Raw genomic sequence first — 22,498 nt, 5'->3', positions numbered from 1 at the left:
TTTTCCGTTCAGATCGTTACCGCATCATGTCGCTCCAGCTCCCGCAAGACCGCCTCGACTCGATCGTCGCCCGCCATGCCGCGGCGAGCGAGGCCATCAACCATGCGACCGAGGCGGCCCGCGTCGTCGAACTGTCCAAGGAACTCGCCGAGCTCGATCCCGTCGTCGCGGCGATTGCCGCCTGGCGCAAGGCACAGTCCGGGCTGGAGGAGGCGCTGGCGATGATCGACGACCCCGCCACCGACGCCGAGATGCGCGATCTCGCCTATGAGGAGCGCGATGCGGCCAGGGCCGAGATCGAGGGGCGCGCCCGCGAAATCCTGATCGCGCTGCTACCCAAGGACGCTGCCGACGAGCGCGGCGTCATCCTCGAAATCCGCGCCGGCACGGGCGGCGACGAGGCCTCGCTCTTCGCCGGCGACCTCCTGCGCATGTACCAGCGCTATGCCGCCGGCAAGAGCTGGAGCGTCGACATCCTGACCGAGAGCGAGGGCACGGTGGGCGGCTTCAAGGAGGTCATCGCCGAAATCGCCGGCAAGGGTGTCTATGCCAGGCTGAAGTACGAATCCGGGGTGCACCGCGTGCAGCGCGTGCCGGACACCGAGACGAGCGGGCGCATCCACACCTCGGCCGCGACCGTCGCCATGCTGCCGCTCGCCGGCGAGGTCGACGTCAACCTCGACGAGAAGGATCTGCGCATCGACACGATGCGGGCGCAGGGCGCCGGCGGCCAGCACGTCAACAAGACCGAGTCGGCCGTCCGCCTCACCCACATCCCGACCGGCACCGTCGTGCTGGTCCAGGACGAGCGCTCGCAGCACAAGAACAAGGCGCGCGCCTACGAGTTGATGCGGGCCAAGCTCTACGACATGGAGCGCAGTCGCGCCGATGCCGAGCGCTCGGCCGATCGGCGCTCGCAGGTCGGCTCCGGCGACCGCTCGGAGCGCATCCGCACCTACAACTTCCCGCAGGGGCGCGTCACCGACCACCGCATCAACCTCACCCTCTACAAGCTCGAGGAGATGATGCAGGGGCTGGTGCTCGACGAGATCATCGATGCGCTGACCGCCCAGCGGCAGGCCGAGTTGCTCGCCGAGCAAGGCAGCGTGTGAAACCTTCGCCGCTCTCCCGCGTTCTGGACGCATCGACTGTTTCCACGGGGAGGATCGAGAGATGAAAGTCCTGTTCAGCGCCATTGCCCTTGCCGCCGCCGTCGCCTTCGTGCCGGTGTCCGCGGGCGCCCAGGAGCGGACCGCGAAGAAGGTTCTGAGCGGCGAACCGGCAACGCTGCAGAAGGCCAAAACGCAGTCGCAGGCCCGGCGCGATTGTCAGCGTCAGTATCGCGGCGCTAAGGAAAGCAAGTCCGCCCTGCGGATCAAGATCAACGCCTGCGTCCAGGAAGGCATGCAGGGTAATTGACCGGCCGCGTGCCGGCCCAAGGATACGCTTGACCGGCACGGCCAAACCGACCGACGGAAACGCGCCCGTTGCCTTGCCGGCAGCGGGTGAAAGCATTTCTGCAGCCCGGAAGGCGATCGCGCTCGTCTTGAAGCGCGGCGGCATCGCCGATTTCACCTTCGAAGCCCGTATCATGATCGAGGACCTCGCCGGCGGCAGCGATCCGATCGACGGGTCTGCTGCCATCCGGCTCAACGATGCACTCGCTCGGCGCCTCGCCGGCGAGCCGCTCTGGCGCATCCTCGGCGCGCGCGAGTTCTGGGGCCTGACCTTCGCCCTTTCGCCCGGCACACTGGAGCCGCGGCCGGATAGCGAGACCCTGATCGAGGCGGCGCTCAGCCATCTCGCACCGCGCCGGCACGAGAGGCTGCGCGCGCTCGACCTCGGCACCGGAACGGGCTGCCTCCTGATCGCAGCCTTGCGCGAGTTTCCGCAGGCGACCGGGCTCGGGATCGACCTGTCGCCGGATGCGGTCGCGACCGCGATGGGCAACGCCGCGCGCAACGGCGTTGCCGAGCGCACCGCCTTTCGTCAGGGCAACTGGACTGCCGGGATCGACGAGCGCTTCGACCTCATCCTGTCGAATCCGCCCTATATCGGCAGCGCCGAGATCGCTGGCCTGGACTCGAATGTGCGCGAGCACGATCCGCTACTCGCCCTCGACGGCGGCCCGGACGGCCTAACCGCCTATCGCGCCCTCGCCGCTGCCCTGCCCGACCATCTGCATCCTGGCGGTCTCGTCATCCTGGAGATCGGCGCCGGACAGGAAGAGGCTGTCATCGCACTGATGGAGCAGGCGGGCTTGCACCATCTTGCGTCCCATCGCGATCTCGGCGGCCATATTCGCGGCCTCGTCTTCGGGCATCGTCCATGAGCCGTGCACAGCAAGCTGCGCGAATTTGCTTGGAACAGGCCGCAAAACCAGCTATGCACGCATGGTCTTGAAGACAGTGTCGACAGCACATGACCTTTGGCTGGGCCCTGCCGAGCAGACCAAGCCCTCGGATCACTGCAAGAATCGACGTTACTGACATAGCGAGACCGAGACTTCGAATGCGCGAGACAGCCATTCGGAGAGGGAGCCGGTAAGGCTCCAATGGAAAGAGCGCGTGAAGACCCATATCGGCGCAGAGCCCTTTCAGGTCGAATTTCCTACGCACGGCGTCGCAACCCGCCGCGTGTTACGACGCGCATGACGACCTCAAGGTTGCTTTGAATGAACGGAACGCGAGACAGACGCGAATGAGACCAGGTCAGAACCGGCGCATGCGCGGCCGTAGCAACAATAATAACAATAACAACAGCAACAACGGCAATCGTAAGTCACCCAATCCGCTGCAGCGCAGCTACGAGTCGAACGGCCCGGACGTCAAGGTCAGGGGCACGGCGCAGAATGTGGCGGAGAAGTATCTCCAGCTCGCTCGCGATGCGCAATCCTCCGGCGATCCGGTTGCGGCTGAGAACTATTTCCAGCATGCCGAACACTATTATCGCATTCTGCTCGCTGCCCAGGAGCAGATGACGCAGCAGTTCGGCCACAGCTTCCAGCCGAACCGCGCCTTTGTCGAAGACGCTGACGACGGCGAGGAGGAAGGCGAGGAAGACGTCAACTTCCAGGGCGGCCAGCAGCAGGGCGAGCGCCAGTACAATGGCAATGGCGTGAACGGCCATGGCGGCCAGCGCCAGGAAGGCGAGGAAGGCGAAGGCGGCAGCCATAACAACGGCCAGCGCTTCGACCGGCCCAATAACAATAATAACCGCCCTGAGCGCAATTTCGACCGGAACGGCCAGCGCCGCTTCGACCGGAACGATCGGAACGACCGCCAGGATCGTGGCGATCGTCCGGATCGCGGCGAACGCCAGGACCGCGGCGAGCGTCGCTTCGAGCGCCCCGAGGGCCAGAACGGTTCCTACGCTCCGCGCCCCGAGGCTCAGCCCGGTGCCGAGCAGCCGGACATCGCACCCGTCCAGCCGCCGGTCGAGCAGCGTCGCTTCGAGCGCCCGGACCGTCCGCCGCGCGGCGAGCGTCCTTCGCGCCGTGACCGCGATGAGGCTCGCGCCAGCAACACAAACGAGGAGCAGGATGTCGCGCCGGCGCTTCCGGCCTTCCTGACCACGCCGACCCGCGTGCCGATCGCAATCGCGGAAGAGCCTGCAGCTCCGGTCGTCGTTACAGCTGCCCCGGCCGAAGCCGCGGAAGGCGCGCCCGAGACTGGCGAGAAGCCAAAGCGCCGGGCGCCCCGACGGCGCTCGCCGCGCGAGGTGATGGACGCGCTCGGCGGCGACGGCGGCGAGCCCCCGGCCGAGTGATCCCGCCAAAGACATCAGGATCGTTCAGAGAGGGCCCGAAAGGGCCCTTTTTCTTTTCAGGCGACGCCGAGCCCTGCCGGCTCGCTGACCTCGACCAGCGTCAGCCGCTCACCCTCGGCCAGTGCGCCACCAGCGACGATCCGGCAATAGATGCCGCAATCGACATGGCCGTAGCCCTTCATCAGCGCTTTCGGGATCTGCAGGTCGCGCGCGCCCGTCGCGGGGTCGACATTTGTCGCAGCGCAGCGCTCGATCCGCTTGATCACCTGGAGTCGCAGGCCCGACGGCGCAACAAGTTCGCGGTCGACCAGATCGAGCTCGGCCCAGGCCGGCAGGCCCTCGACCATGACATTGCCGCGGAAGCGCAGCGGATCGACGGGAACGCCGAGCCGCGTCTCCAGGTCGGCGACGCTGGCGAGGTTGATGATCGAGACGAAGCCCGAGCGTGAATCGGTGAAACGATAGCCCTCCGGCGCGGCCAGCAGGCGCGGCTCGCCGCGCAGTTCCTGCGACATGAAGGCTTTGAAGAAGGCGCTGAGCTGTTCGCGGCCGGCAGCGGTCTGGGTGGCGATCCTGGTCTCTCCATCATCATGGCCGATGACGAGATCGCCGCTGGCGTCCTCGTACCGCGTGCGCAGGCGCGCCAGCGATTCGTTGCGCATCAGCATCAGGTATTTGATCTTCGGCTGATGCGCTGGCTCGGCCGGGTCGAAGCCGGAGAGCCCGTTCTCGATGGCGAAGAGCCGGTCGCCGGGGAAGTAGCCACCTGTCGGCAATTCGGCCCGGCTCAGCCGCTCCGGCGACAGGCCTTTGACCGGATAGCGATACAGCGAAGCGACGCGCATGGGCCCTGCCCTTCCGATTGCGAGGGCGGAAAGTGCCATGCAGGGCACCGCGACGCCACCGCCTACGGGCCTCATAGTCGATGAAAGGATTGCATCGATCCGATCAATGCGACTGCTCCGCGCCCTCCTCGGCCTCTTCGTCCAGGATCGAGCGCTGGCAGCCCCAGCCCGAAAGCACATCATCGATGGCCTCGACGACGAAAAAGCGGGCGGCGTCGCGCTCATAGCCCTCGGCGAGCAGGCTGTCGTAGTCGGTATGGGCGTGCCGGACATGGGAACCGAGCGCGAGCCAGAGCGCGGTCGAAGGCGGCAGCGCCTTCATCTGGACCCGGCCGGCGAGCGCCAGCACCGCCTCGGCGTCGAGCAGCGGGATGCCGGGCACGAGCGCCCGCAACGCCTTTCGAATCGCCTGCTGCCGCTTCGTGCCGACCATGCCGGCAGGCTGGGCGCAGGCGTTGACGATCGTCAATGTCAAAGCTGCGTCCTTCCCCTTACGTTGCGCGAAAGCAACACTATCTTTGAGGACGAGGGGCCGCCCATCAGGGGGCCCTATCCCATCGAAAAGCAGCCGGCTCCGCCGCTTCGGGGCGCGACTGGCGTGCGGAGGTAGCCGAATGAACATCGAGAAATATACCGACCGGGCAAAGGGTTTCCTGCAGGCCGCGCAGACGATTGCCATGCGCGAAGGCCATCAGCAATTCACACCCGAGCATCTGCTGAAGGCACTGCTCGACGACAGCGAGGGCATGGCTTCCGGCTTGGTCGACCGGGCCGGCGGGCAGTCGCGGCTCGCGAAGCAGCAGATCGACGCGGCGCTCGCCAAGCTCCCGAAGGTGAGCGGCGCAGGCGCCAACAGCCTGCACCTGACGCCCGCATTGGCGCGCGTCTTCGACACGGCCGAGAAGGCAGCGGAGAAGGCCGGCGACTCGTTCGTCACGGTCGAGCGGCTGCTGCTTGCGCTGGCGATCGAGAAGGACAGCGAGGCCGGCAAGGTCCTCGCCAAGGCCGGCGTCACGCCGCAGGGGCTGAATGCCGCGATCGAAGCGATCCGCAAGGGCCGTACCGCCGACTCCGCCTCTGCCGAGCAGGGCTATGACGCCCTGAAGAAGTATGCGCGCGACCTCACCGCCGCGGCCCGCGACGGAAAGCTCGACCCTGTCATCGGACGCGACGAGGAGATCCGTCGCACCATCCAGGTGCTGAGCCGCCGCACCAAGAACAATCCGGTGCTCATCGGCGAGCCCGGCGTCGGCAAGACCGCGATCGCCGAGGGCCTCGCGCTGCGCATCGTCAATGGCGACGTGCCCGAGAGCCTGAAGGACAAGGAATTGCTCGCACTCGATATGGGTGCGCTGATCGCCGGCGCGAAATATCGCGGCGAGTTCGAGGAACGGCTGAAGGCCGTGCTCTCCGAGGTCTCGGCCGCGGCTGGTGGAGTCATCCTGTTCATCGACGAGATGCACACCCTGGTCGGCGCCGGCAAGACCGACGGCGCCATGGATGCCTCCAATCTGCTGAAGCCCGCCCTGTCTCGCGGCGAATTGCATTGCGTCGGCGCGACCACGCTCGACGAGTATCGCAAGTATGTCGAGAAGGATGCAGCGCTGGCGCGGCGTTTCCAGCCCGTCTTCGTCGACGAGCCGACGGTCGAGGACACGATCTCGATCCTGCGCGGCCTGAAGGAGAAGTACGAGCAGCATCACCGCGTGCGCATCACCGACTCGGCGCTGGTCTCGGCCGCGACGCTGTCGAACCGCTACATCACCGACCGCTTCCTGCCCGACAAGGCGATCGACCTCGTCGACGAGGCCTCGGCACGGCTGCGCATGCAGGTCGATTCCAAGCCCGAGGAACTCGACTCGATCGACCGCGAGATCGTCCGGCTCAAGATCGAGCAGGAGGCGCTGAAGAAGGAAAGCGATGCCGGCTCGAAAGAGCGGCTGAAGCGGCTCGAAGCCGAGCTCGCCGAGCTCGAAGCGCGCTCGGCCGCGATCACCGCGACCTGGAAGGCCGAGAAGGACAAGCTCGGCCACGCAGCAGAGATCAAGACCAAGCTCGACAGCGCCCGCAACGAGCTCGCCCAGGCGCAGCGCAAGGGCGAGTACCAGCGCGCCGGCGAACTCGCCTATGGCGAGATTCCCCAGCTCGAGAAGGCGCTCGCCGAGATCGAGGCGAAGGGCGACACCTCCGGCATGGTCGAGGAGGCGGTAACGCCGGACCATGTCGCGCAGGTCGTTAGCCGCTGGACCGGCGTGCCGGTCGACAGGATGCTGGAGGGCGAGAAGGAGAAGCTGCTGCATATGGAGCAGAGCCTCGGCAACCGCGTCGTCGGCCAGGCCGAAGCGGTCGAAGCCGTCTCCAAGGCTGTCAGGCGCGCCCGCGCCGGCTTGCAGGATCCGAACCGGCCGATCGGCTCGTTCATGTTCCTCGGCCCGACCGGCGTCGGCAAGACCGAGCTGACCAAGGCGCTGGCGTCGTTCCTGTTCGACGACGACACCGCGATGGTCCGCCTCGACATGTCCGAATACATGGAGAAGCACTCGGTCAGCCGGCTGATCGGGGCGCCTCCGGGCTATGTCGGCTATGAGGAAGGCGGGGCACTGACCGAAGCGGTCCGGCGCCGGCCCTACCAGGTCGTGCTGTTCGACGAGGTCGAGAAGGCGCATCCGGACGTGTTCAACGTCCTGCTGCAGGTGCTCGACGACGGGCGCCTGACCGACGGCCAGGGCCGCACGGTCGACTTCCGCAACGTGCTGATCATCATGACCTCCAACCTCGGCTCGGAGTTCCTGGTGAACCAGCCGGAAGGGCAGGACAGCGATGTCGTGCGCGACGAGGTAATGGGCGTGGTCCGCCACGCCTTCCGGCCGGAATTCCTGAACCGGATCGACGACATCATCCTGTTCCATCGCCTGCGGCGGTCGGACATGGGCGCGATCGTCGACATCCAGATGGCTCGCCTCGGCAAGCTCCTGGTCGACCGCAAGATCACGCTCGACCTCTCGGAGGATGCGCGCGACTGGCTGGCGGAGAAGGGCTACGACCCCGCCTATGGCGCGCGCCCGCTGAAGCGCGTGATCCAGAAGTCGGTGCAGGACCCGCTGGCGGAGCTGCTGCTCGCGGGTGCGATCCGCGATGGCGAGACCGTGCCGGTCACGGTCGGTCCGGCCGGACTGATGCTCGGCGAGTTCACCGCCGCGACCGAGCACCGGCCGGCAGGGGTGGCGCTGAACTGAACCTTCGCTCAGTCATCAAGACGAAGGGCGCCGCTCACGCGGCGCCCTTTTCTTTCTAGGGCGTCATTCTCGACCGCAGCGAAGCGTAGAGCCGAGAATCTGGGGATGAGAAGGCGTTGAGCGGAGCCTCCTCTCGCCGAGATGCTCGGGTCAAGCCCGAGCATGACGTATGTCATTCCATCCGCGCCGCGGTGCGCATCACCGCCAGCGCCAGCGTCTGCGCCGCCGGAACGATGCTCTCGACCTCCAGGAACTCGTCCGGCGTGTGGGCCATGCCGCCGACCGGGCCGACGCTGCACAGCGTCGGGCAGCCCTGCGCCGCCGTGAAACCGGAATCGGCGCAGCCGCCAGTGTATTCCGCCGTGACCGCGATACCCAGGCTCGCCGCCGCCTCGCGATAGGTGTCGTAGAGCACGAGCGAATCCGGCGTCTGCTCCAGCGGCACGAATTCGCCCTTGATGATCAGCTTCGCCGACGAGCCCTCGACCACCGGCGTCTCGACGATGCCGCGGATCGCCTCGACCAATTCTTCTCGCTGAGCCGCCGTCTTGTAGCGCAGGTCGATCTCGCACCAGGCCGAGGGCGCGACGGTGTTGACGGTCTGGCCGCCACCGATCAGCCCGACATTGACGGTGACGCCGGCGGCAAGATCGGTCAGCCCCTGCAGACGCGGGATCTTGTGGCCGAGATCGACGATGGCCGAGATGCCCTTCTCGTAGTTGGCGCCGGAATGGGCCGCCTTGCCCAGGAACTCGGCCCGCATGAAGACGCCGCCCTTGCGGCCCGACGTGATCGACTGCTTGTGATCGCGGCCGTAGTCCGTCCCTGTCGGCAGCCGGCTTGGCTCGGCGTTGAAGACGCAGCGCGACTCGCGCGCCGCCGCCTCGATCACCGGCCGCGAGGACGGCGAAGCGATCTCCTCGTCGCTGGTGGTCAGCATCAGCAGCGGCGCCTTGAGGCCGCCATTGGCGGCGAAGGCGGCGGCGACGAAGGCTTCGATCACGAGCCCGGCCTTCATGTCGGCGACGCCTGGCCCATAGGCGCGGCCATCGCGGAGGGTAAAGGGCCGGCGGCTCGGCTCGCCCTCGGGGAAGACCGTATCGCGATGGCCGAGCAGCAGGATCGGCCGCTGGTCGTTCGCGGTCGGATTGGGCAGGCGCGCCTTGACCGCATCGCCATAGCGCGCATCCGGCACGATCTCGACGGAGAGGCCGTTCGCCTCATGGAAGCGGGCCAGCACCTGTCCGGCCCGGTCGACGCCGGCCTTGTCATAGGAGCCCGAGTCGGTATCGACCATCTCGCGCAGCAGATCGATCATCGCCTGCTTGCGCTCGCCGAGCCAGGCGAGGATGCGGGCTTCTTCCTGTGTCGTGTCGGTCATGGTCGACTTCCGTCTCGTGAGATGGCGGCGAGCTTACCCAAGCCGTTCCGGCGACGATAGGAGCAGCGTGCAAGCCCGCCAGACCTCGGGCGCGGCCGGAATATGCGGCGATTCCGCCGACAGCGAACCTATGGTTAAGCGAAAATTCAGCGTGATGGGACAGGCTGACAAGGGGGACTGGCCTGTCGACCGCTATCGGCCATTTCCGAACAGCGCTCATAGGCCAACGCCCGCATGCAGACCGATTCCGCCGCGACCTATCTGACGCAGCTGCGTTTGCGCGTCGGCGGCGCCTTGACCTTGCTGCTCTGGCTCTTCGTGCCGCTCACCATGCTGTCCTGGTTCGTCACCGGGGGCGCCGGCTCACTCACGCCCCTCCTGATCACGATCGGACTGGCGGCCCTCGCGACCCTGCTCTGGCGGTACAACCCGACCGGCATGGCGACGCAGATCATCCTCTCGCTGAGCAGCACCGGTAGCGCCCTCGCCTTCACCTACGCGCTCAAGGGTGCTGGCTGGCATGAGGTGAGCGACTCCGTGCTGCTGATCATGCTGACGCTCTCGGCCGGCTGGTGCGCCTGGCAGCCGCTGGTCGCCACGGCGGTCCTGGCGCTCGGCCATGGCAGCCTCATAGGTGCTTTGCTCTCCCGGTCAGGCACGACCCTGCAAGGAGATGCGCTCTTTCTAATCGGAGTCATCGTCCAGCTCGGGCTGCTGCTCTGGATCATCCGGCAGCAGAGCCAAACACTCACGGCCGCAGGCGACATGGCTGCGCAGGCGCGGGACGACGCCAGGGCTCAAGCCGAGGAACTGCACCAGGCGCAACTGCACGACATGGAGCGCGAAGCTTCCCGGCGCCAGACGACCCGGGACATCGTCGCCGGCTTCAACACGCAGTTCCTTGCGACGCTCGACACGGTTCTGCAGAATATCCGCGACCTCAAGGGCCGCGCCGCCTCCCTGAACGAGATCGCCGATATCGCCAATGGCGAGGTCACCGCCGTCGCCTCGACCTCGGAGGAATCCTCGCGCAACGTCTCGGATGTCGCCACCGCGACAGAACAGCTTTCGACCGCGATCACGGCGATCGACCGGCAGCTCGCTACCACCCAGGCGCTGGTCGCCGACATGAACGGCAGCGCCCGAACCACCGCCGGCTCGGTCGACGTGCTCGACCGCGCGGTGCAGCGCATTGACGGCATCGTCGCCCTGATCCGCGGCATCGCCGGGCAGACCAATCTTCTGGCGCTCAACGCGACGATCGAAGCGGCGCGCGCCGGCGACGCCGGCAAGGGCTTTGCCGTCGTCGCCGGCGAGGTCAAGAGCCTGTCGAATCAAACCGCGATCGCGACGCAGGACATCGCCGGACAGATCGCCGAGATCAAGCAGGCGACCTCCGGCGTGGTCGAGACCATCGCCAAGCTGACCGCCGGCATGGCCGACATGGACGAACGGACGATCTCGATCGCTGCAGCGCTGGAGGAACAGGGCCAGATGACCCATGTCATCAGCCGCAGCATCGCCGAGGTCGCGACCGGCACGGAATATCTGGCCCAGACCACCAACAACATCCGCGGCTCGGCCAACCAGACCCACGAAGTCGCGAGCGCGGTGCTCGCCTCGACCACGGCACTCGAAGGCAAGGCCGAAGAGCTCGAGAGCGCCGTTCACCAGTTCCTGCAGCGCGTCTCGGCGGCTTGAAACGGTAGCCCAGCGATCCGCCTCGGCGGCGCGATCAGGCCGCCACCTCGCGCGCATGGGCGCCAAGGTAGGCGATGGCAGCCGCGACACCGCCCTCTCCGTGCGGGATGCCCTTCGCCTGCAGCGCCATCTCGACAGCGCTCAGGCTGCCCAGCACCATCGGCGCGTTGACATGGCCCATATGGGCGATGCGGAAAGCCTTGCCGGTGAGATCGCCGATGGCGAGGCCGAGCGTGACGCCGCAGACCTCTCTCGCATAGTCGGTGATGACGGTCGGATCGCCGTCGACGAGGATGGTGGTGACCGAGGGGGCGCGCTGCGACGGCTCGACGACGTTGAAGCTCAGCGCCTGGCCTTCAGCCCATTTCGACGTCGCGGCCTGCGTCGCAGCCGCCAGCAGGGCGTGACGCCGCCAGGCGGCTTCGAGGCTCTCGGCGAAGATCATGTCGAGCGCGGCGCGCAGGCCGAACATCAGATGCTCGGGCGGCGTACCGCAATGCTTCATGTAGAGCAGCGGGTCCATCCGCGCGGTCCAGTCCCAATAGGGCGTGCGCATGGTCGCCTGCCGGTGCGCATGCAGCGCCTTGGCGTTCGCTGCGACGAAGGCGAGGCCCGGCGGGGTCATCAGCCCCTTCTGCGAAGCGGACATCGCGACATCGACGCCGAAGCCGTCCATATCGAACGGCATGCAGCCGAGGGCCGCGACCCCATCGACCATATACAGTGCCGGATGGCCGGCGGCATCGATGGCGCGGCGGATCGCTTCGATGTCGTTGACCACGCCGGAGGCGGTGTCGATCTGGACCGTCAGCACAGCCTTGATCGCGTGGTCCTTGTCCTGCCGCAGGCGCTCTTCAACTGCCGCCGGATCGACCGCCGCGCGCCAGGAACCGGCGAGCACCTCGACATCGGCGCCCATGAACCGCGCCATCTCGCCCCAGCCGATGGCGAAGCGGCCGCTGGCGAGCACCAGGATCTTGTCGCCGCGCGAGAGGACATTGGTCAGCGCCGCCTCCCAGCCGCCATGGCCATTGGCAGCGTAGAGGAACGTTTCGCCCGTCGTGCGGAAGACAGCCTTGAGATCGGCCAGGAGAGACTCCGTCAGATCAACGATCGTCTTCGAGGCAAGCTCCTCGGCCGGGCGCATCATCGCCTGGAGAACGCGATCGGCAATATTGGTCGGGCCCGGCATTGCGAGCAGGACCCGGCCATTGGCAACACTCATGAAGACCCCCGCCTTACGCTTCGGATCGGACGCGCTGAACAAGCAGCAATCCGACGGCGCGATGCACAAACCCTATGAACGGTGCAGAAATCGTTGCGCGCGGCTTGTCAGCGGCGCGCTTCGGCCGCCATGCGCACGGCAAAGCCGGCGAGCATCGTCGCCATCACCCAGCGCTGCACCAGCGCCCAGAACGGGCGCGTGCGCAGGAAGATCGCGATGCCACCGGCGGCGAAGGTGATCAGCGTATTGACGCTGACGGAGACGGTGATCTGGATGAAGCCGAGGACGATCGACTGCGTCAGCACGCTGCCCGCAGCCGGATCGATGAACTGCGGCAGCAGCGCCAGGTAGAACATCGCGATCTTCGGGTTCAGCAGACTGGTGAGGAAGCCCATCATGAAGAGCTTGCGCGGCCCGTCATGCTTGAGCTCGCGCACATGGAAGGGCGAGCTGCCGCCCGGCCGGACCGCCTGCCAGGCGAGCCAGAGCAGGTAGGCCGCGCCGGCGAGGCGCAGCGCGTCATAGGCGAAAGGCACTGCAAACAGCAGTGCGGTGATGCCGAAGGCCGCGCAGAAGACATAGAAGACGAAGCCGAGCGCGATGCCGCCGAGCGAGATCAGCCCGGAAGCCGGCCCCTGCGCTATCGAGCGCGAGATCAAGTAGATCATGTTCGGCCCGGGCGTCAGCACCATGCCGAAGGCGAGCAGGATGAAGGCGATCAGGTTGCTCGTATCGATCATGGCGCGCTCCGGCCGCAAGGTGCGCGACCATGGCATTGCCGGCGAAACGCCCGCAAGGCGCAACCCATGACGCGGCTGCATCGCGGCCATCCAGCTCCGGCTTCCCTGGCAGCAGATGGCGGGAACGAGTCGCCGCCTGCCGGGTTCATGGGCATCATCTCGGGGGGATACACGCCATGACCTTGTTCAGCCGCCTGCTCTATTCCGGCATCGCCGGCTCCTTGCTGCTGGCCTCCTTGCTGCTGATGGCGGTCGCGATCTCGCGCACCTTCATCGGCTTTCGAACCGGCGAAGGTGCGCTCGACACGATGCTCGACGGGATCGGGCTGGTGATCATCGCGGTCGCCGTCGCCGATGTCGGCAAGTTCCTGTTCGAAGAGGAGGTCATCGCCGACCGCGAACTGCGGCGGCCGGCGGAAGCGCGCGGCTCGCTGACCAAGTTCATGACGATCATCATCGTCGCGCTCAGCCTGGAGTCGCTGGTGCTGATCACGAAGGCGGCGCGCGACAAGCCGGCCGACATCCTGTTCCCGTCCCTGCTGATGCTCGTCGCGGTGGCGGCGCTGGTCGGGCTCGGCCTGTTCCAGAAGCTCAGCCAGCATGCGACGGCGGCGATCCCCGACGATGTCGGGGACGAGGAAGACGAGCCGAAGAAAGTTGAGAGCCCAAAGTCGTCACGGCCGCCACGACGTCCGCAACGTGCAAAGGCCTGACCGGGAATCGGCGGCTCAGGCCTTCAGCTCGACCAGCATCAGGTCGGTATCATCCGGCTTCGCCCCTGCCGCCGTCAGCATGGCGTGGGCCTGGCCGCGGTGATGGGTCTGGTGATTGAAGAAGTGCATGACGAGAATCGGTGCCGGCATCGTCATTTCACTCCCGGTCAGGCCCGAGAACCAGGTCACGTTCCCTGAGAGCCACTCCGGCGAGAGGTCTTCCGCCCAACCCCGGATCGTCTCGTCGACATCGTGGCGTGCAACCTTCAGCTCCTCCCAGTCCTCGATCATCCGCGAGGACTCGCGGTTGGGCACGGTCGGTTTCGGCGTTCCGGCAAAGCGCGACAGCCACATCCGGTCGGCCCAGAGCAGATGGCAGAAGGTGCCGTGGATCGAGCCGAAGAAGGCGCCGCGATCCTGCCGGCGCGCTTCGTCGGTGAGCGTGTCGGCGGCGCCATAGAGGCTGCGGTTCTGCCAGCGATTATAGCGCGCCATGGTCGCGACATAGGCCGTGTCGATCATGACGCGTACTCCCTTCAGATGATGTTCGCCTCGCGCAGCGGCTTGCCGGCGACGATCCGCTCATGGCCGAGATCGGCGAGGTCGAGCGTGAGATAACGACCGTTGACGATATGCTCGGCAAGGCCGCGGCCGACCGCCGGGGATTGCTGCAGGCCATGGCCCGAGAAGCCGTTGGCGAGGTAGAGATTGGGCACGCCGACGGCAGGGCCGAGGATGGCATTGCCGTCGAGGCCGTTCATGTCATAGGGACCGGCCCAGGCGCGGCCGGGCTTGATCGCCTCGAAAGCGGGCACGCGATGAGCGAGCGGCGCCCAGACATATTCCTCGAAGAAGGACCAGTCGACATCCTCGACATCGGCATCGGTCTCGACCCATTCGCGGTCGAGCTCTTCCGGCGGCGAGGAGCCGCAGATGAACATCTGCCCCTCATTGCCGCGCTTGCCCTCGGGGCGGACATAAGCGCCGGAGGTGTCGATCAGCAGCGGGCAATTGTCGACCTCGCCCTTGCAGGTGAAGCTGTAGACATAGCGCTTCATCGACTTCACGGGGATGGTGACACCGGCGGTCGCGGCGAGCCTGGCGCCATGGGTACCTGACGCGTTGACCGCGGCGGCGCAGGCGATGCGGCTGCCATCGGCCAGCTCGACGCCGGTGACGCGGCCGCCTTCGACGACGTAACCAGCGACTTCTCCCTGGCGGTATTCGACGCCGAGCGACCGTGCCTTCTTGCGGAAGGCCTGCAGCAGGGCCCAGCCGTCGAACCAACCCTCGCCGCTGACGCCATAGGTGCCGCAGAGGAGATCCGAGGTATTCAGCCAGCCGAATTTGCTGCGCAGCATCTCTGCAGCATAAAGCGCAATATCGGCGCCTTCCTGCTGCTGAAGCTTTTGATTCTGCTCAAGAACCTTACGCCCCTCATCGCCGGCGACGTAGAGGTAGCCGCCCTCGTGCAGATCGATCGACGGGGCCTCGCCATCCACAGAGAGGTGCTGGCCGATATTGCGCAAAAACTCGATACCGAAGAGCGAGACGCGGATATTCACCGCGCTGGAGAACTGCTGGCGGATCGAGGCGGCAGAGAGCGCCGAGGCCGAAAGCCGATAGGTCGGATCCTTCTCGATGACGATGACCTTGCCGTTGAATCCGGGATCGCTGGCGAGGTGATAGGCGACGGAAGAGCCGATCGCGGCGCCTCCCACGATGACGATGTCGGCCGAGGCTGGAGCGGAAGACATGGATGACCTGCGCAAGCGATGGTTCGTGATCTCCGCGCATGAATGACGACTCGACCGGCGCTTGTCGAGAGCCTAGTTCATGCCCTCACATTCGCCGACGAGCCAGTCGCGGAAAGCGACCACCGCCGGCAAGCTCGCCTTGGCTTCGGGATAGACGAGGTAATACCCCTCCGACCCGCGCACCGGCCGATCCACCGGGATGACCAGCGCGCCCGAGCGCAATTCCTCCTCGACCAGGATGCGCGGCACGATGGCGACGCCAAGCCCCGCCACCGCCGCTTGAGCCACCATGGCGAACTGCTCGAAGCGCGGCCCCATCAGCGCTCGCTCCGGCGGCAGGCCCTGCTGCTCCAGCCAGTTGGCCCAGGCCCGCGGGCGGGTCGATTGCTGCAGCAAGGGCTGGCGCAGCAGATCGGCTGCCTCCTTTAGACCGGCCCGCGCGACCAGCGCCGGCGCAGCGACAGGCACGACCTCCTCGCCCATCAGCCGGTGCAGCCGCGCGCCGGGCCAGACCGGAAGGCCGAAATGGATGGCGGCGTCGGCCGCGTCATGGGCGAAGTCGAAAGGCAACAGCTTGGTCGAGAAGTTGATGGTGACGCCGGGATGAGCCTCGGTGAAGCGCGGCAGACGCGGGATCAGCCAGCGCGTGCCGAAGGTCGGCAGGATGGCAAGATGGAGCAGGCCGGCGCCGCCGCGGAAGGCCATCGCCGAAAGCGTCGCGGCGGCCAGGCGTGAAAGCCCGTCGCGCACCTCGGCGGCGTAGGCCCCGCCGGCCGGCGTCAGGCTGACGCGCTTCTTCACCCGCTCGAACAGCTTCAGGCCGAGATTCTGCTCCAGCAGCGCGATCTGGCGGCTGACGGCGCCCTGCGTCAGGTTTAGCTCCTCGGCGGCCCGGGTGAAACTGCCATGTCGCGCCGCCGCCTCGAAGGCGGCGAGCGCCGAGAGCGAGGGCACCGAGAGGCGGCCGGGAACGATTTCGGAGGTCATGATCTCAACTCATCAAGTCGTGAGAACATATCGATTGCGGAGAGCGGCTGGAAGAGGGCATTGTGCGGTCGAATGCCGGGCTGCAGCTCGCAGCCCAATACGAGCCCTCATCCTGAGGAGCCGCGTAGCGGCGTCTCGACGGATGCTCCAGACTGCATCACTGCAGTCGACTGGAGCATCCTTCGAGACGCGCTTCCTTTGGAAGCGCTCCTCGTAATGAGGGCTGTGGTTCGCTGGCGATCAGGATCAACACCATGACGACCTCCCTTCCGAACGACGCCCTCGCCTTGCTGAAGCGCCTCGGCGTGCCCGAGAGCGCCTATGCCGGCGCCGGCCTGAGCGCCCGCTCGCCGATCACCGGCGAGACTGTCGCTACGCTGCGCGAGACGAGCGCCGCCGAGGCCGAGGCCGCGATCGGCCGGGCCCAGTCCGCTTACCTCGCCTGGCGCAAGTTGCCGGCGCCGCGGCGCGGCGAGTTCGTCCGCCTGCTCGGCGAGGAGTTGCGCGCGCACAAGGCCGATCTCGGCCTGCTGGTGACGCTCGAAGCCGGCAAGGTCACGTCCGAGGGCCTTGGCGAGGTCCAGGAGATGATCGACATCTGCGACTTCGCGGTCGGCCTGTCGCGCCAGCTCTACGGCCTGACCATCGCGACCGAGCGTCCGAACCATCGCATGATGGAGACCTGGCACCCGATCGGCGTGGTCGGCGTGATCTCGGCCTTCAACTTCCCGGTCGCGGTCTGGTCATGGAATGCGGCGCTCGCGTTTGTCTGCGGCGACAGCGTCGTCTGGAAGCCGTCGGAGAAGACCCCGCTGACCGCGCTCGCCGTGCAGGCGATCACCCTGAAGACAATGAAGCGCTTCGGACCCGAGGCGCCGATCGGCCTGTCGGAAATCCTGATCGGCGGCCGCGAGCTCGGCGATATCCTGGTCCAGGATCATCGCGTTCCCGTCGTCTCAGCCACCGGCTCGACCCGGATGGGCAAGGAGGTCGGCCAGAAGCTCGCCGCCCGCTTCGCCCGCGCCATCCTCGAGCTCGGCGGTAACAACGCGGCGATCGTGGCGCCTTCGGCCGATCTCGACATCGCCCTGCGCGGCATCGCCTTTGCCGCCATGGGCACGGCCGGCCAGCGCTGCACCACCTTGCGCCGCCTGATCGTGCATGAGAGCGTCTACGACCAGCTCGTGCCGAAGCTCGCCAAGGTCTACGCTGGCGTGAAGATTGGCGATCCGCGCGAGGCCGGCGTTCTGGTCGGCCCGCTGGTCGACGAAGCCGCCTATCAGGGCATGCAGAAGGCGCTATCCGAGGCCAAGGCCGAGGGCGGCAAGGTGCATGGCGGCGAGAAGGTCGATGTCGGCTCGGGCGGCTTCTATGTCCGTCCGGCCCTGGTCGAGATGCCCAGCCAGTGCGGCCCGGTCGAGCGCGAGACCTTCGCCCCGATCCTCTATGTAATGAAGTACAAGTCGATAGACGAAGCGATCGCGATTCAGAATGCGGTCGGCGCCGGCCTGTCCTCCTCGATCTTCACGCTCAACATGCGCGAAGCCGAGCTGTTCGTCTCCGACGAGGGTTCGGATTGCGGCATCGCCAACGTCAATATCGGCCCGTCCGGCGCAGAGATCGGCGGCGCCTTCGGTGGCGAGAAGGAGACCGGCGGCGGCCGCGAGGCCGGCTCGGATGCCTGGAAGGCCTATATGCGCCGCGCCACGAATACGCTGAACTACGGCACCACGCTGCCGCTGGCGCAGGGCGTCAGTTTCGACGTGGATGCGTGATCGATAAGCCGTCATTCTCGGGCGAAGCAAAGCGCAAACCCGAGAATCTCAGGACCGGCTAGCTGGTTTCCGAGATGATCGGGTCAAGCCCGACCATGACGATCAGACGAACAGGGGAGTTGAGATCATGGCAGAAGCCGCGCGCAAGACCGCCCATAGCCACAAGCTGGCCGAGTTCAACTGGCAGGATCCGTTCCTGATCGACGACCAGCTCGACGAAGACGAGCGGCTGATCCGCGATACCGCGCGCGACTATGCGCAGGAGAAGCTGCTGCCGCGCGTGGCCGAGGCCTATCTCGAGGAGAAGACCGAGCGCGGCATCTTCAACGAGATGGGCGAGCTCGGCCTGCTCGGTGTGACGGTCCCGGAAGAATATGGCTGCGCCGGCGCCAACTACGTCTCCTATGGGCTCGTCGCCCGCGAGGTCGAGCGCGTCGACTCCGGCTATCGCTCGATGATGTCGGTGCAGTCCTCGCTGGTGATGTATCCGATCTACGCCTACGGCGACGAGAACCAGCGCAAGAAGTACCTGCCCAAGCTCGGCTCGGGCGAGTGGGTCGGCTGCTTCGGCCTGACCGAGCCGGATGCCGGCTCCGACCCGGCGGGCATGAAGACCCGCGCCGAGAAGGTCGCCGACGGCTACAGGCTGACGGGATCCAAGATGTGGATCTCGAACTCGCCGATCGCCGACGTCTTCGTCGTCTGGGCGAAGTCGGCAGCGCATGACAACCAGATCCGCGGCTTCATCCTCGAAAAGGGCATGAAGGGCCTCTCCGCCCCGAAGATCGGCGGCAAGCTCTCGCTGCGCGCCTCGATCACTGGCGAAGTGGTGATGGATGGCGTGATCGTGCCGGAAGAGAACCTGCTCCCGAACGTCTCGGGCCTCAAGGGTCCGTTCGGCTGCCTCAACCGCGCCCGCTACGGCATCTCCTGGGGCGCGATGGGCGCCGCCGAGGATTGCTTCAACCGCGCCCGCCAATACGGGCTTGACCGCAAGCAGTTCAACAAGCCGCTCGCCCAGACGCAGCTGTTCCAGAAAAAGCTCGCCGACATGGTCACCGAGATCACGCTCGGCCTGCAGGGTTCGCTGCGCGTCGGCCGCCTGCTCGATGAGGGCAAGATGGCACCGGAGATGATCTCCCTCGTCAAACGCAACAATTGCGGCAAGGCGCTCGACATCGCCCGCCAGGCTCGCGACATGCACGGCGGCAACGGCATCTCGATCGAGTACCATGTCATGCGCCACGCGGCGAACCTCGAGACGGTCAACACCTATGAGGGCACGCACGACGTCCATGCGCTGATTTTGGGCCGGGCGGTGACCGGGCTGCAGGCGTTCTTCTGAGCCCTGCCCGTCATGGCCGGGCTTGACCCGGCCATCTCTCCCCGAACCAGACTCCCGAAGAGATGGTCGGCTCAAGGCCGACCATGACGACGTGGATCAGTCGATGTCCAATACCCCTCCACTCGCCGGCCTGCGCGTCCTCGAACTGGCGCGCATCCTCGCAGGCCCCTGGATCGGCCAGCTCCTCGCCGATCTCGGCGCCGATGTCGTCAAGGTCGAGGCGCCGGAAGGCGACGACACTCGCAAATGGGGGCCGCCCTTCGTCGAGGGCACGGGCGACGAGCATCTCTCCGCCGCCTATTTCCACTCGGCCAATCGCGGCAAGCGCTCGATCACGGCCGATTTCCGCACGGAGGAAGGCCAGGCGCTGGTGCATCGCCTCGCCGCCCATGCCGATGTGGTGATCGAAAACTTCAAGGTCGGCGGGCTCGTCAAATACGGGCTCGACGCAGCCTCGATGCGCAAGGCCTATCCGCGATTGATCTACTGCTCCGTCACCGGCTTCGGCCAGGACGGCCCCTATGCGCCGCGCGCCGGCTACGACTTCCTGGTCCAGGGCATGGGCGGGCCGATGTCGGTCACCGGCGAACCGCAGGGCGCGCCGATGAAGGCGGGCTATGCCGTGGCCGACATCTATACCGGCCTCTATGCCACGACCGGCATCCTCGCCGCCTTGCGCCGGCGCGATACGACCGGCGAAGGCGCCGTGCTCGACATGGCGCTGCTCGATGCGCAGGTCGCCGTGCTCGGCAACCAGGCGATGAACTATCTCACCTCCGGCAAGGCGCCGCAGCGCCTCGGCAACGCGCACCCGAACATCGTGCCTTACGACGTCTTCCCGGTGGCCGACGGGCACATCATCATCGCCACCGGCAATGACGGGCAGTGGCGCAAGCTCTGCGAGGTCGTCGGCGATGCGGGCTTTGCCAGCGAGCCCGACTACATCGACAACCGCTCGCGCGTCGCCAACCGCGTGGCGCTGACCGCGCGCCTCAACGCGCTGACCAGCCGCTTCGCCAAGCTCGACCTCCTGGCGAAGCTGGAAGCGGTCGGCGTGCCGGCCGGCCCGATCAACACGATCGAGGAGGTCTTCGCCGATCCGCAGGTGGAAGCGCGCGGCGTGCGCGTCGACCTCCCGCACCCGGCAGCCAAGGCCGGCTCGACCCCGACCGTCGCCTCGCCGATCGTGCTCGACGGCGTCAGGCAGGTCGCGAGCCGGCCGAGCCCGCGCCTTGGCGAGCATGCCGACGAAATCCTGAACGACCCGGCCTGGGGAGGCCCGCATAATGGCTGAGCGCACTGGTGGGCAGATCCTCGTCGACCAACTCCTGATCCACGGCGCGACCGACGCCTTCTGCGTGCCCGGCGAGAGCTATCTTGCCGTGCTCGACGCGCTGCATGACGCCGACATGCAGGTCACCATCTGCCGGGCCGAGGGCGGCGCGGCGATGATGGCGGAGGCCGCCGGCAAGCTCACCGGCAAGCCCGGCATCTGCTTCGTGACGCGCGGCCCCGGCGCGACCAACGCCTCGCCCGGCATCCATATCGCCGACCAGGACTCGACCCCGATGATCCTGTTCGTCGGCCAGATCGAGCGCGGCATGCGCGAGCGCGAAGCCTTCCAGGAGCTCGACTATCGCGCCGTCTTCGGCACGATGACCAAATGGGCGACCGAGATCGACGATGCCGCGCGCATCCCCGAGATCATCAGCCGCGCCTTCCATGTCGCCACCGCCGGCCGGCCCGGCCCGGTGGTGATCGCGCTGCCGGAGGACGTACTGACCGACCTCGCCGACGTCCCGGACGCGCAGCCTTATCAGGTCACCGAGACGCACCCCTCGCTCTCGCAGACGATCGACCTGCAGAAGCGGCTCTGGGCGGCGAAGGCGCCGATCGCCATCCTCGGCGGCTCGCGATGGGACCCGCAGGCGATCGCGCGCTTCCAGCGCTTCGCCGAACGCTTCGACCTGCCGGTCGCGGTCTCCTTCCGCCGGCAGATGGTCTTCCCGGCCGATCATCCGAACTTCGCCGGGGATCTCGGCATCGGCCCCAATCCGAAGCTGCTGAAGCGCATCCAGGACAGCGACCTAGTCCTTCTGGTCGGCGGGAGACTGTCGGAGATGCCGAGCCAGTCCTACACGCTGTTCGGCATTCCCAATCCGGGCCGGCCGCTGGTCCATGTCCATCCCGATCCGGAAGAACTCGGCCGCGTCTACCGGCCGGAGCTGGCGATCAACGCCTCGCCGACCGCCTTCTGCGCCGCGATCGAGACGGTGCACCCGCCGCAGGTGATCCCGTGGGCCGGTGCGGCCGCCGAGGCGCATGACGCCTATCTCGCCTGGAGCGAACAGCCGGCACCGGTGCCCGGCAAATTCCATCCCGGCGAGATGGTAACCTGGCTGCGCCGCAACATCCCCGCCGACGCCATCCTATGCAACGGGGCTGGCAACTATGCCACCTGGGTGCACCGCTTCCACCGCTTCACCAAGTTCGCGACGCAACTCGCGCCGACCTCGGGCTCCATGGGGTATGGCGTGCCGGCGGCGATCGGCGCCAAGCGGCTCTTTCCGGACCGGACGGTGATCGCCTTTGCCGGCGATGGCTGCTTCCTGATGAACGGCCAGGACTTCGCCACGGCCGTCCAGTACGACCTGCCGGTGATCGTCATCGTCGTCGACAACGGCATGTACGGCACCATCCGCATGCACCAGGAGAAGCACTATCCCGGCCGCGTCTCGGCGACGACGCTGAAGAACCCTGACTTCGCCGCCTATGCCAAGGCCTTCGGCGGCCATGGCGAAAGGGTCGAGACCACCGAGGAGTTCGCGCCGGCCTTCGAGCGCGCCGTCGCCAGCGGCAAGCCGGCGATCATCCACTGCCTGCTCGATCCCGAGGCGATCACGCCGGCGAAATCGCTCTCGACCATCCGCGCCGAAGCGATCGCGGCGCAAGGCTGACCTGGTTCGATCTGCCGATCGGGTCGCTTCGGCCCGGTCGGATTCGGTTCTGACGACGCCATTGAACT

19 protein-coding genes are annotated in these 22,498 nt (G+C 66.9%); 11 read left to right on the top strand and 8 right to left on the bottom strand.

Annotation, left to right across the window (positions count from 1 at the left end):
- Positions 1-26: 26 nt before the first annotated feature.
- The 4 genes from prfA (at position 27) to CXY91_RS10850 (ending at position 3,768) form a co-directional block, all read left to right on the top strand.
- The gene (gene prfA, locus CXY91_RS10865; RefSeq protein ID WP_100961209.1) at positions 27-1,112 is read left to right on the top strand and encodes a peptide chain release factor 1; all 1,086 of its coding nucleotides are present in this window, start codon (positions 27-29) and stop codon (positions 1,110-1,112) included.
- A gap of 61 nt (positions 1,113-1,173) precedes the next feature.
- Positions 1,174-1,419 (top strand): hypothetical protein, encoded by a 246-nt coding sequence (locus CXY91_RS10860; RefSeq protein WP_091834108.1) that lies wholly within the window; start codon positions 1,174-1,176, stop codon positions 1,417-1,419.
- A gap of 28 nt (positions 1,420-1,447) precedes the next feature.
- Positions 1,448-2,332 (top strand): peptide chain release factor N(5)-glutamine methyltransferase, encoded by an 885-nt coding sequence (gene prmC / locus CXY91_RS10855; RefSeq protein WP_199777404.1) that lies wholly within the window; start codon positions 1,448-1,450, stop codon positions 2,330-2,332.
- 392 nt (positions 2,333-2,724) lie between these two features.
- Positions 2,725-3,768 (top strand): DUF4167 domain-containing protein, encoded by a 1,044-nt coding sequence (locus CXY91_RS10850; RefSeq protein ID WP_158673363.1) that lies wholly within the window; start codon positions 2,725-2,727, stop codon positions 3,766-3,768.
- A gap of 56 nt (positions 3,769-3,824) precedes the next feature.
- Here the strand turns inward: CXY91_RS10850 and CXY91_RS10845 are convergent, their stop codons facing one another.
- Positions 3,825-4,613, bottom strand: coding sequence for an MOSC domain-containing protein (locus CXY91_RS10845; RefSeq protein ID WP_248307434.1), 789 nt, complete (start codon positions 4,611-4,613; stop codon positions 3,825-3,827).
- A 103-nt stretch (positions 4,614-4,716) separates the two neighbouring features.
- Entirely contained in the window at positions 4,717-5,088 is a 372-nt protein-coding gene (locus CXY91_RS10840; protein ID WP_465246851.1) for a DUF2293 domain-containing protein, read from the bottom strand.
- A gap of 139 nt (positions 5,089-5,227) precedes the next feature.
- Here CXY91_RS10840 and clpB point away from each other — a divergent pair, with 139 nt between their 5' ends.
- Complete coding sequence (gene clpB, locus CXY91_RS10835) at positions 5,228-7,849, top strand: ATP-dependent chaperone ClpB (protein ID WP_100961205.1); 2,622 nt, start codon at positions 5,228-5,230, stop codon at positions 7,847-7,849.
- 172 nt (positions 7,850-8,021) lie between these two features.
- Here the strand turns inward: clpB and CXY91_RS10830 are convergent, their stop codons facing one another.
- Positions 8,022-9,230 (bottom strand): M20 family metallopeptidase, encoded by a 1,209-nt coding sequence (locus CXY91_RS10830; protein ID WP_100961203.1) that lies wholly within the window; start codon positions 9,228-9,230, stop codon positions 8,022-8,024.
- Between the two features lie 234 nt (positions 9,231-9,464).
- Between CXY91_RS10830 and CXY91_RS10825 the strand changes: the two genes are divergently transcribed.
- Positions 9,465-10,931, top strand: a complete 1,467-nt coding sequence (locus CXY91_RS10825; protein ID WP_100961201.1) for a methyl-accepting chemotaxis protein — start codon at positions 9,465-9,467, stop codon at positions 10,929-10,931.
- A 34-nt stretch (positions 10,932-10,965) separates the two neighbouring features.
- Here CXY91_RS10825 and CXY91_RS10820 read toward each other — a convergent pair whose 3' ends face one another.
- Positions 10,966-12,156 (bottom strand): pyridoxal-phosphate-dependent aminotransferase family protein, encoded by a 1,191-nt coding sequence (locus CXY91_RS10820; RefSeq protein ID WP_100961891.1) that lies wholly within the window; start codon positions 12,154-12,156, stop codon positions 10,966-10,968.
- A gap of 107 nt (positions 12,157-12,263) precedes the next feature.
- Positions 12,264-12,896, bottom strand: coding sequence for a LysE family translocator (locus tag CXY91_RS10815; protein ID WP_091834094.1), 633 nt, complete (start codon positions 12,894-12,896; stop codon positions 12,264-12,266).
- Between the two features lie 176 nt (positions 12,897-13,072).
- Between CXY91_RS10815 and CXY91_RS10810 the strand changes: the two genes are divergently transcribed.
- Entirely contained in the window at positions 13,073-13,609 is a 537-nt protein-coding gene (locus tag CXY91_RS10810) for a hypothetical protein (RefSeq protein WP_100961200.1), read from the top strand.
- Positions 13,610-13,624: 15 nt separating this feature from the next.
- Here the strand turns inward: CXY91_RS10810 and CXY91_RS10805 are convergent, their stop codons facing one another.
- The 3 genes from CXY91_RS10805 to CXY91_RS10795 form a co-directional block, all read right to left on the bottom strand.
- On the bottom strand, positions 13,625-14,131 hold the full coding sequence (locus CXY91_RS10805; RefSeq protein ID WP_091834087.1) for a DinB family protein: 507 nt from the start codon (positions 14,129-14,131) through the stop codon (positions 13,625-13,627).
- A gap of 14 nt (positions 14,132-14,145) precedes the next feature.
- Entirely contained in the window at positions 14,146-15,366 is a 1,221-nt protein-coding gene (locus CXY91_RS10800) for an NAD(P)/FAD-dependent oxidoreductase (RefSeq protein ID WP_100961198.1), read from the bottom strand.
- Positions 15,367-15,438: 72 nt separating this feature from the next.
- A complete protein-coding gene (locus tag CXY91_RS10795) occupies positions 15,439-16,353 on the bottom strand; it encodes a LysR family transcriptional regulator (protein WP_100961196.1) in 915 nt (304 codons plus the stop codon).
- 254 nt (positions 16,354-16,607) lie between these two features.
- On the opposite strand from CXY91_RS10795, the gene amaB reads away from it, so the two are divergent.
- The 4 genes from amaB (at position 16,608) to CXY91_RS10775 (ending at position 22,430) form a co-directional block, all read left to right on the top strand.
- A complete protein-coding gene (gene amaB / locus CXY91_RS10790) occupies positions 16,608-18,128 on the top strand; it encodes an L-piperidine-6-carboxylate dehydrogenase (protein ID WP_100961194.1) in 1,521 nt (506 codons plus the stop codon).
- A gap of 127 nt (positions 18,129-18,255) precedes the next feature.
- Positions 18,256-19,473: an acyl-CoA dehydrogenase gene (locus CXY91_RS10785; protein ID WP_091834073.1), complete on the top strand. Its 1,218-nt coding sequence runs from the start codon at positions 18,256-18,258 to the stop codon at positions 19,471-19,473.
- Between the two features lie 103 nt (positions 19,474-19,576).
- Positions 19,577-20,767, top strand: coding sequence for a CaiB/BaiF CoA transferase family protein (locus tag CXY91_RS10780; RefSeq protein ID WP_100961193.1), 1,191 nt, complete (start codon positions 19,577-19,579; stop codon positions 20,765-20,767).
- Positions 20,760-22,430 carry a thiamine pyrophosphate-binding protein gene (locus CXY91_RS10775; protein ID WP_100961190.1) on the top strand — a complete coding sequence of 557 codons (1,671 nt, stop codon included), beginning with the start codon at positions 20,760-20,762 and terminating at the stop codon, positions 22,428-22,430. Before CXY91_RS10780 ends, CXY91_RS10775 begins: the two co-directional genes overlap by 8 nt.
- The last annotated feature ends 68 nt before the right edge of the window (positions 22,431-22,498 follow it).

The organism is Allobosea sp. FBZP-16, from assembly GCF_002831785.1.
Classification (GTDB): domain Bacteria; phylum Pseudomonadota; class Alphaproteobacteria; order Rhizobiales; family Beijerinckiaceae; genus Allobosea; species Allobosea lupini.
Note: the sequence above shows the minus strand (reverse complement) of the source record. Positions and strands in the feature narration are given on the sequence as shown.

Coding starts and splice junctions, on each gene's coding strand:
- prfA (WP_100961209.1), top strand. CDS start 27: ATGTCGCTCCAGCTCCCGCAAGACCGCCTCGACTCGATCGTCGCCCGC.
- CXY91_RS10860 (WP_091834108.1), top strand. CDS start 1,174: ATGAAAGTCCTGTTCAGCGCCATTGCCCTTGCCGCCGCCGTCGCCTTC.
- CXY91_RS10850 (WP_158673363.1), top strand. CDS start 2,725: ATGCGCGGCCGTAGCAACAATAATAACAATAACAACAGCAACAACGGC.
- CXY91_RS10845 (WP_248307434.1), bottom strand. CDS start 4,613: ATGCGCGTCGCTTCGCTGTATCGCTATCCGGTCAAAGGCCTGTCGCCG.
- clpB (WP_100961205.1), top strand. CDS start 5,228: ATGAACATCGAGAAATATACCGACCGGGCAAAGGGTTTCCTGCAGGCC.
- CXY91_RS10830 (WP_100961203.1), bottom strand. CDS start 9,230: ATGACCGACACGACACAGGAAGAAGCCCGCATCCTCGCCTGGCTCGGC.
- CXY91_RS10825 (WP_100961201.1), top strand. CDS start 9,465: ATGCAGACCGATTCCGCCGCGACCTATCTGACGCAGCTGCGTTTGCGC.
- CXY91_RS10820 (WP_100961891.1), bottom strand. CDS start 12,156: ATGAGTGTTGCCAATGGCCGGGTCCTGCTCGCAATGCCGGGCCCGACC.
- CXY91_RS10815 (WP_091834094.1), bottom strand. CDS start 12,896: ATGATCGATACGAGCAACCTGATCGCCTTCATCCTGCTCGCCTTCGGC.
- CXY91_RS10810 (WP_100961200.1), top strand. CDS start 13,073: ATGACCTTGTTCAGCCGCCTGCTCTATTCCGGCATCGCCGGCTCCTTG.
- CXY91_RS10805 (WP_091834087.1), bottom strand. CDS start 14,131: ATGATCGACACGGCCTATGTCGCGACCATGGCGCGCTATAATCGCTGG.
- CXY91_RS10800 (WP_100961198.1), bottom strand. CDS start 15,366: ATGTCTTCCGCTCCAGCCTCGGCCGACATCGTCATCGTGGGAGGCGCC.
- CXY91_RS10795 (WP_100961196.1), bottom strand. CDS start 16,353: ATGACCTCCGAAATCGTTCCCGGCCGCCTCTCGGTGCCCTCGCTCTCG.
- amaB (WP_100961194.1), top strand. CDS start 16,608: ATGACGACCTCCCTTCCGAACGACGCCCTCGCCTTGCTGAAGCGCCTC.
- CXY91_RS10785 (WP_091834073.1), top strand. CDS start 18,256: ATGGCAGAAGCCGCGCGCAAGACCGCCCATAGCCACAAGCTGGCCGAG.
- CXY91_RS10780 (WP_100961193.1), top strand. CDS start 19,577: ATGTCCAATACCCCTCCACTCGCCGGCCTGCGCGTCCTCGAACTGGCG.
- CXY91_RS10775 (WP_100961190.1), top strand. CDS start 20,760: ATGGCTGAGCGCACTGGTGGGCAGATCCTCGTCGACCAACTCCTGATC.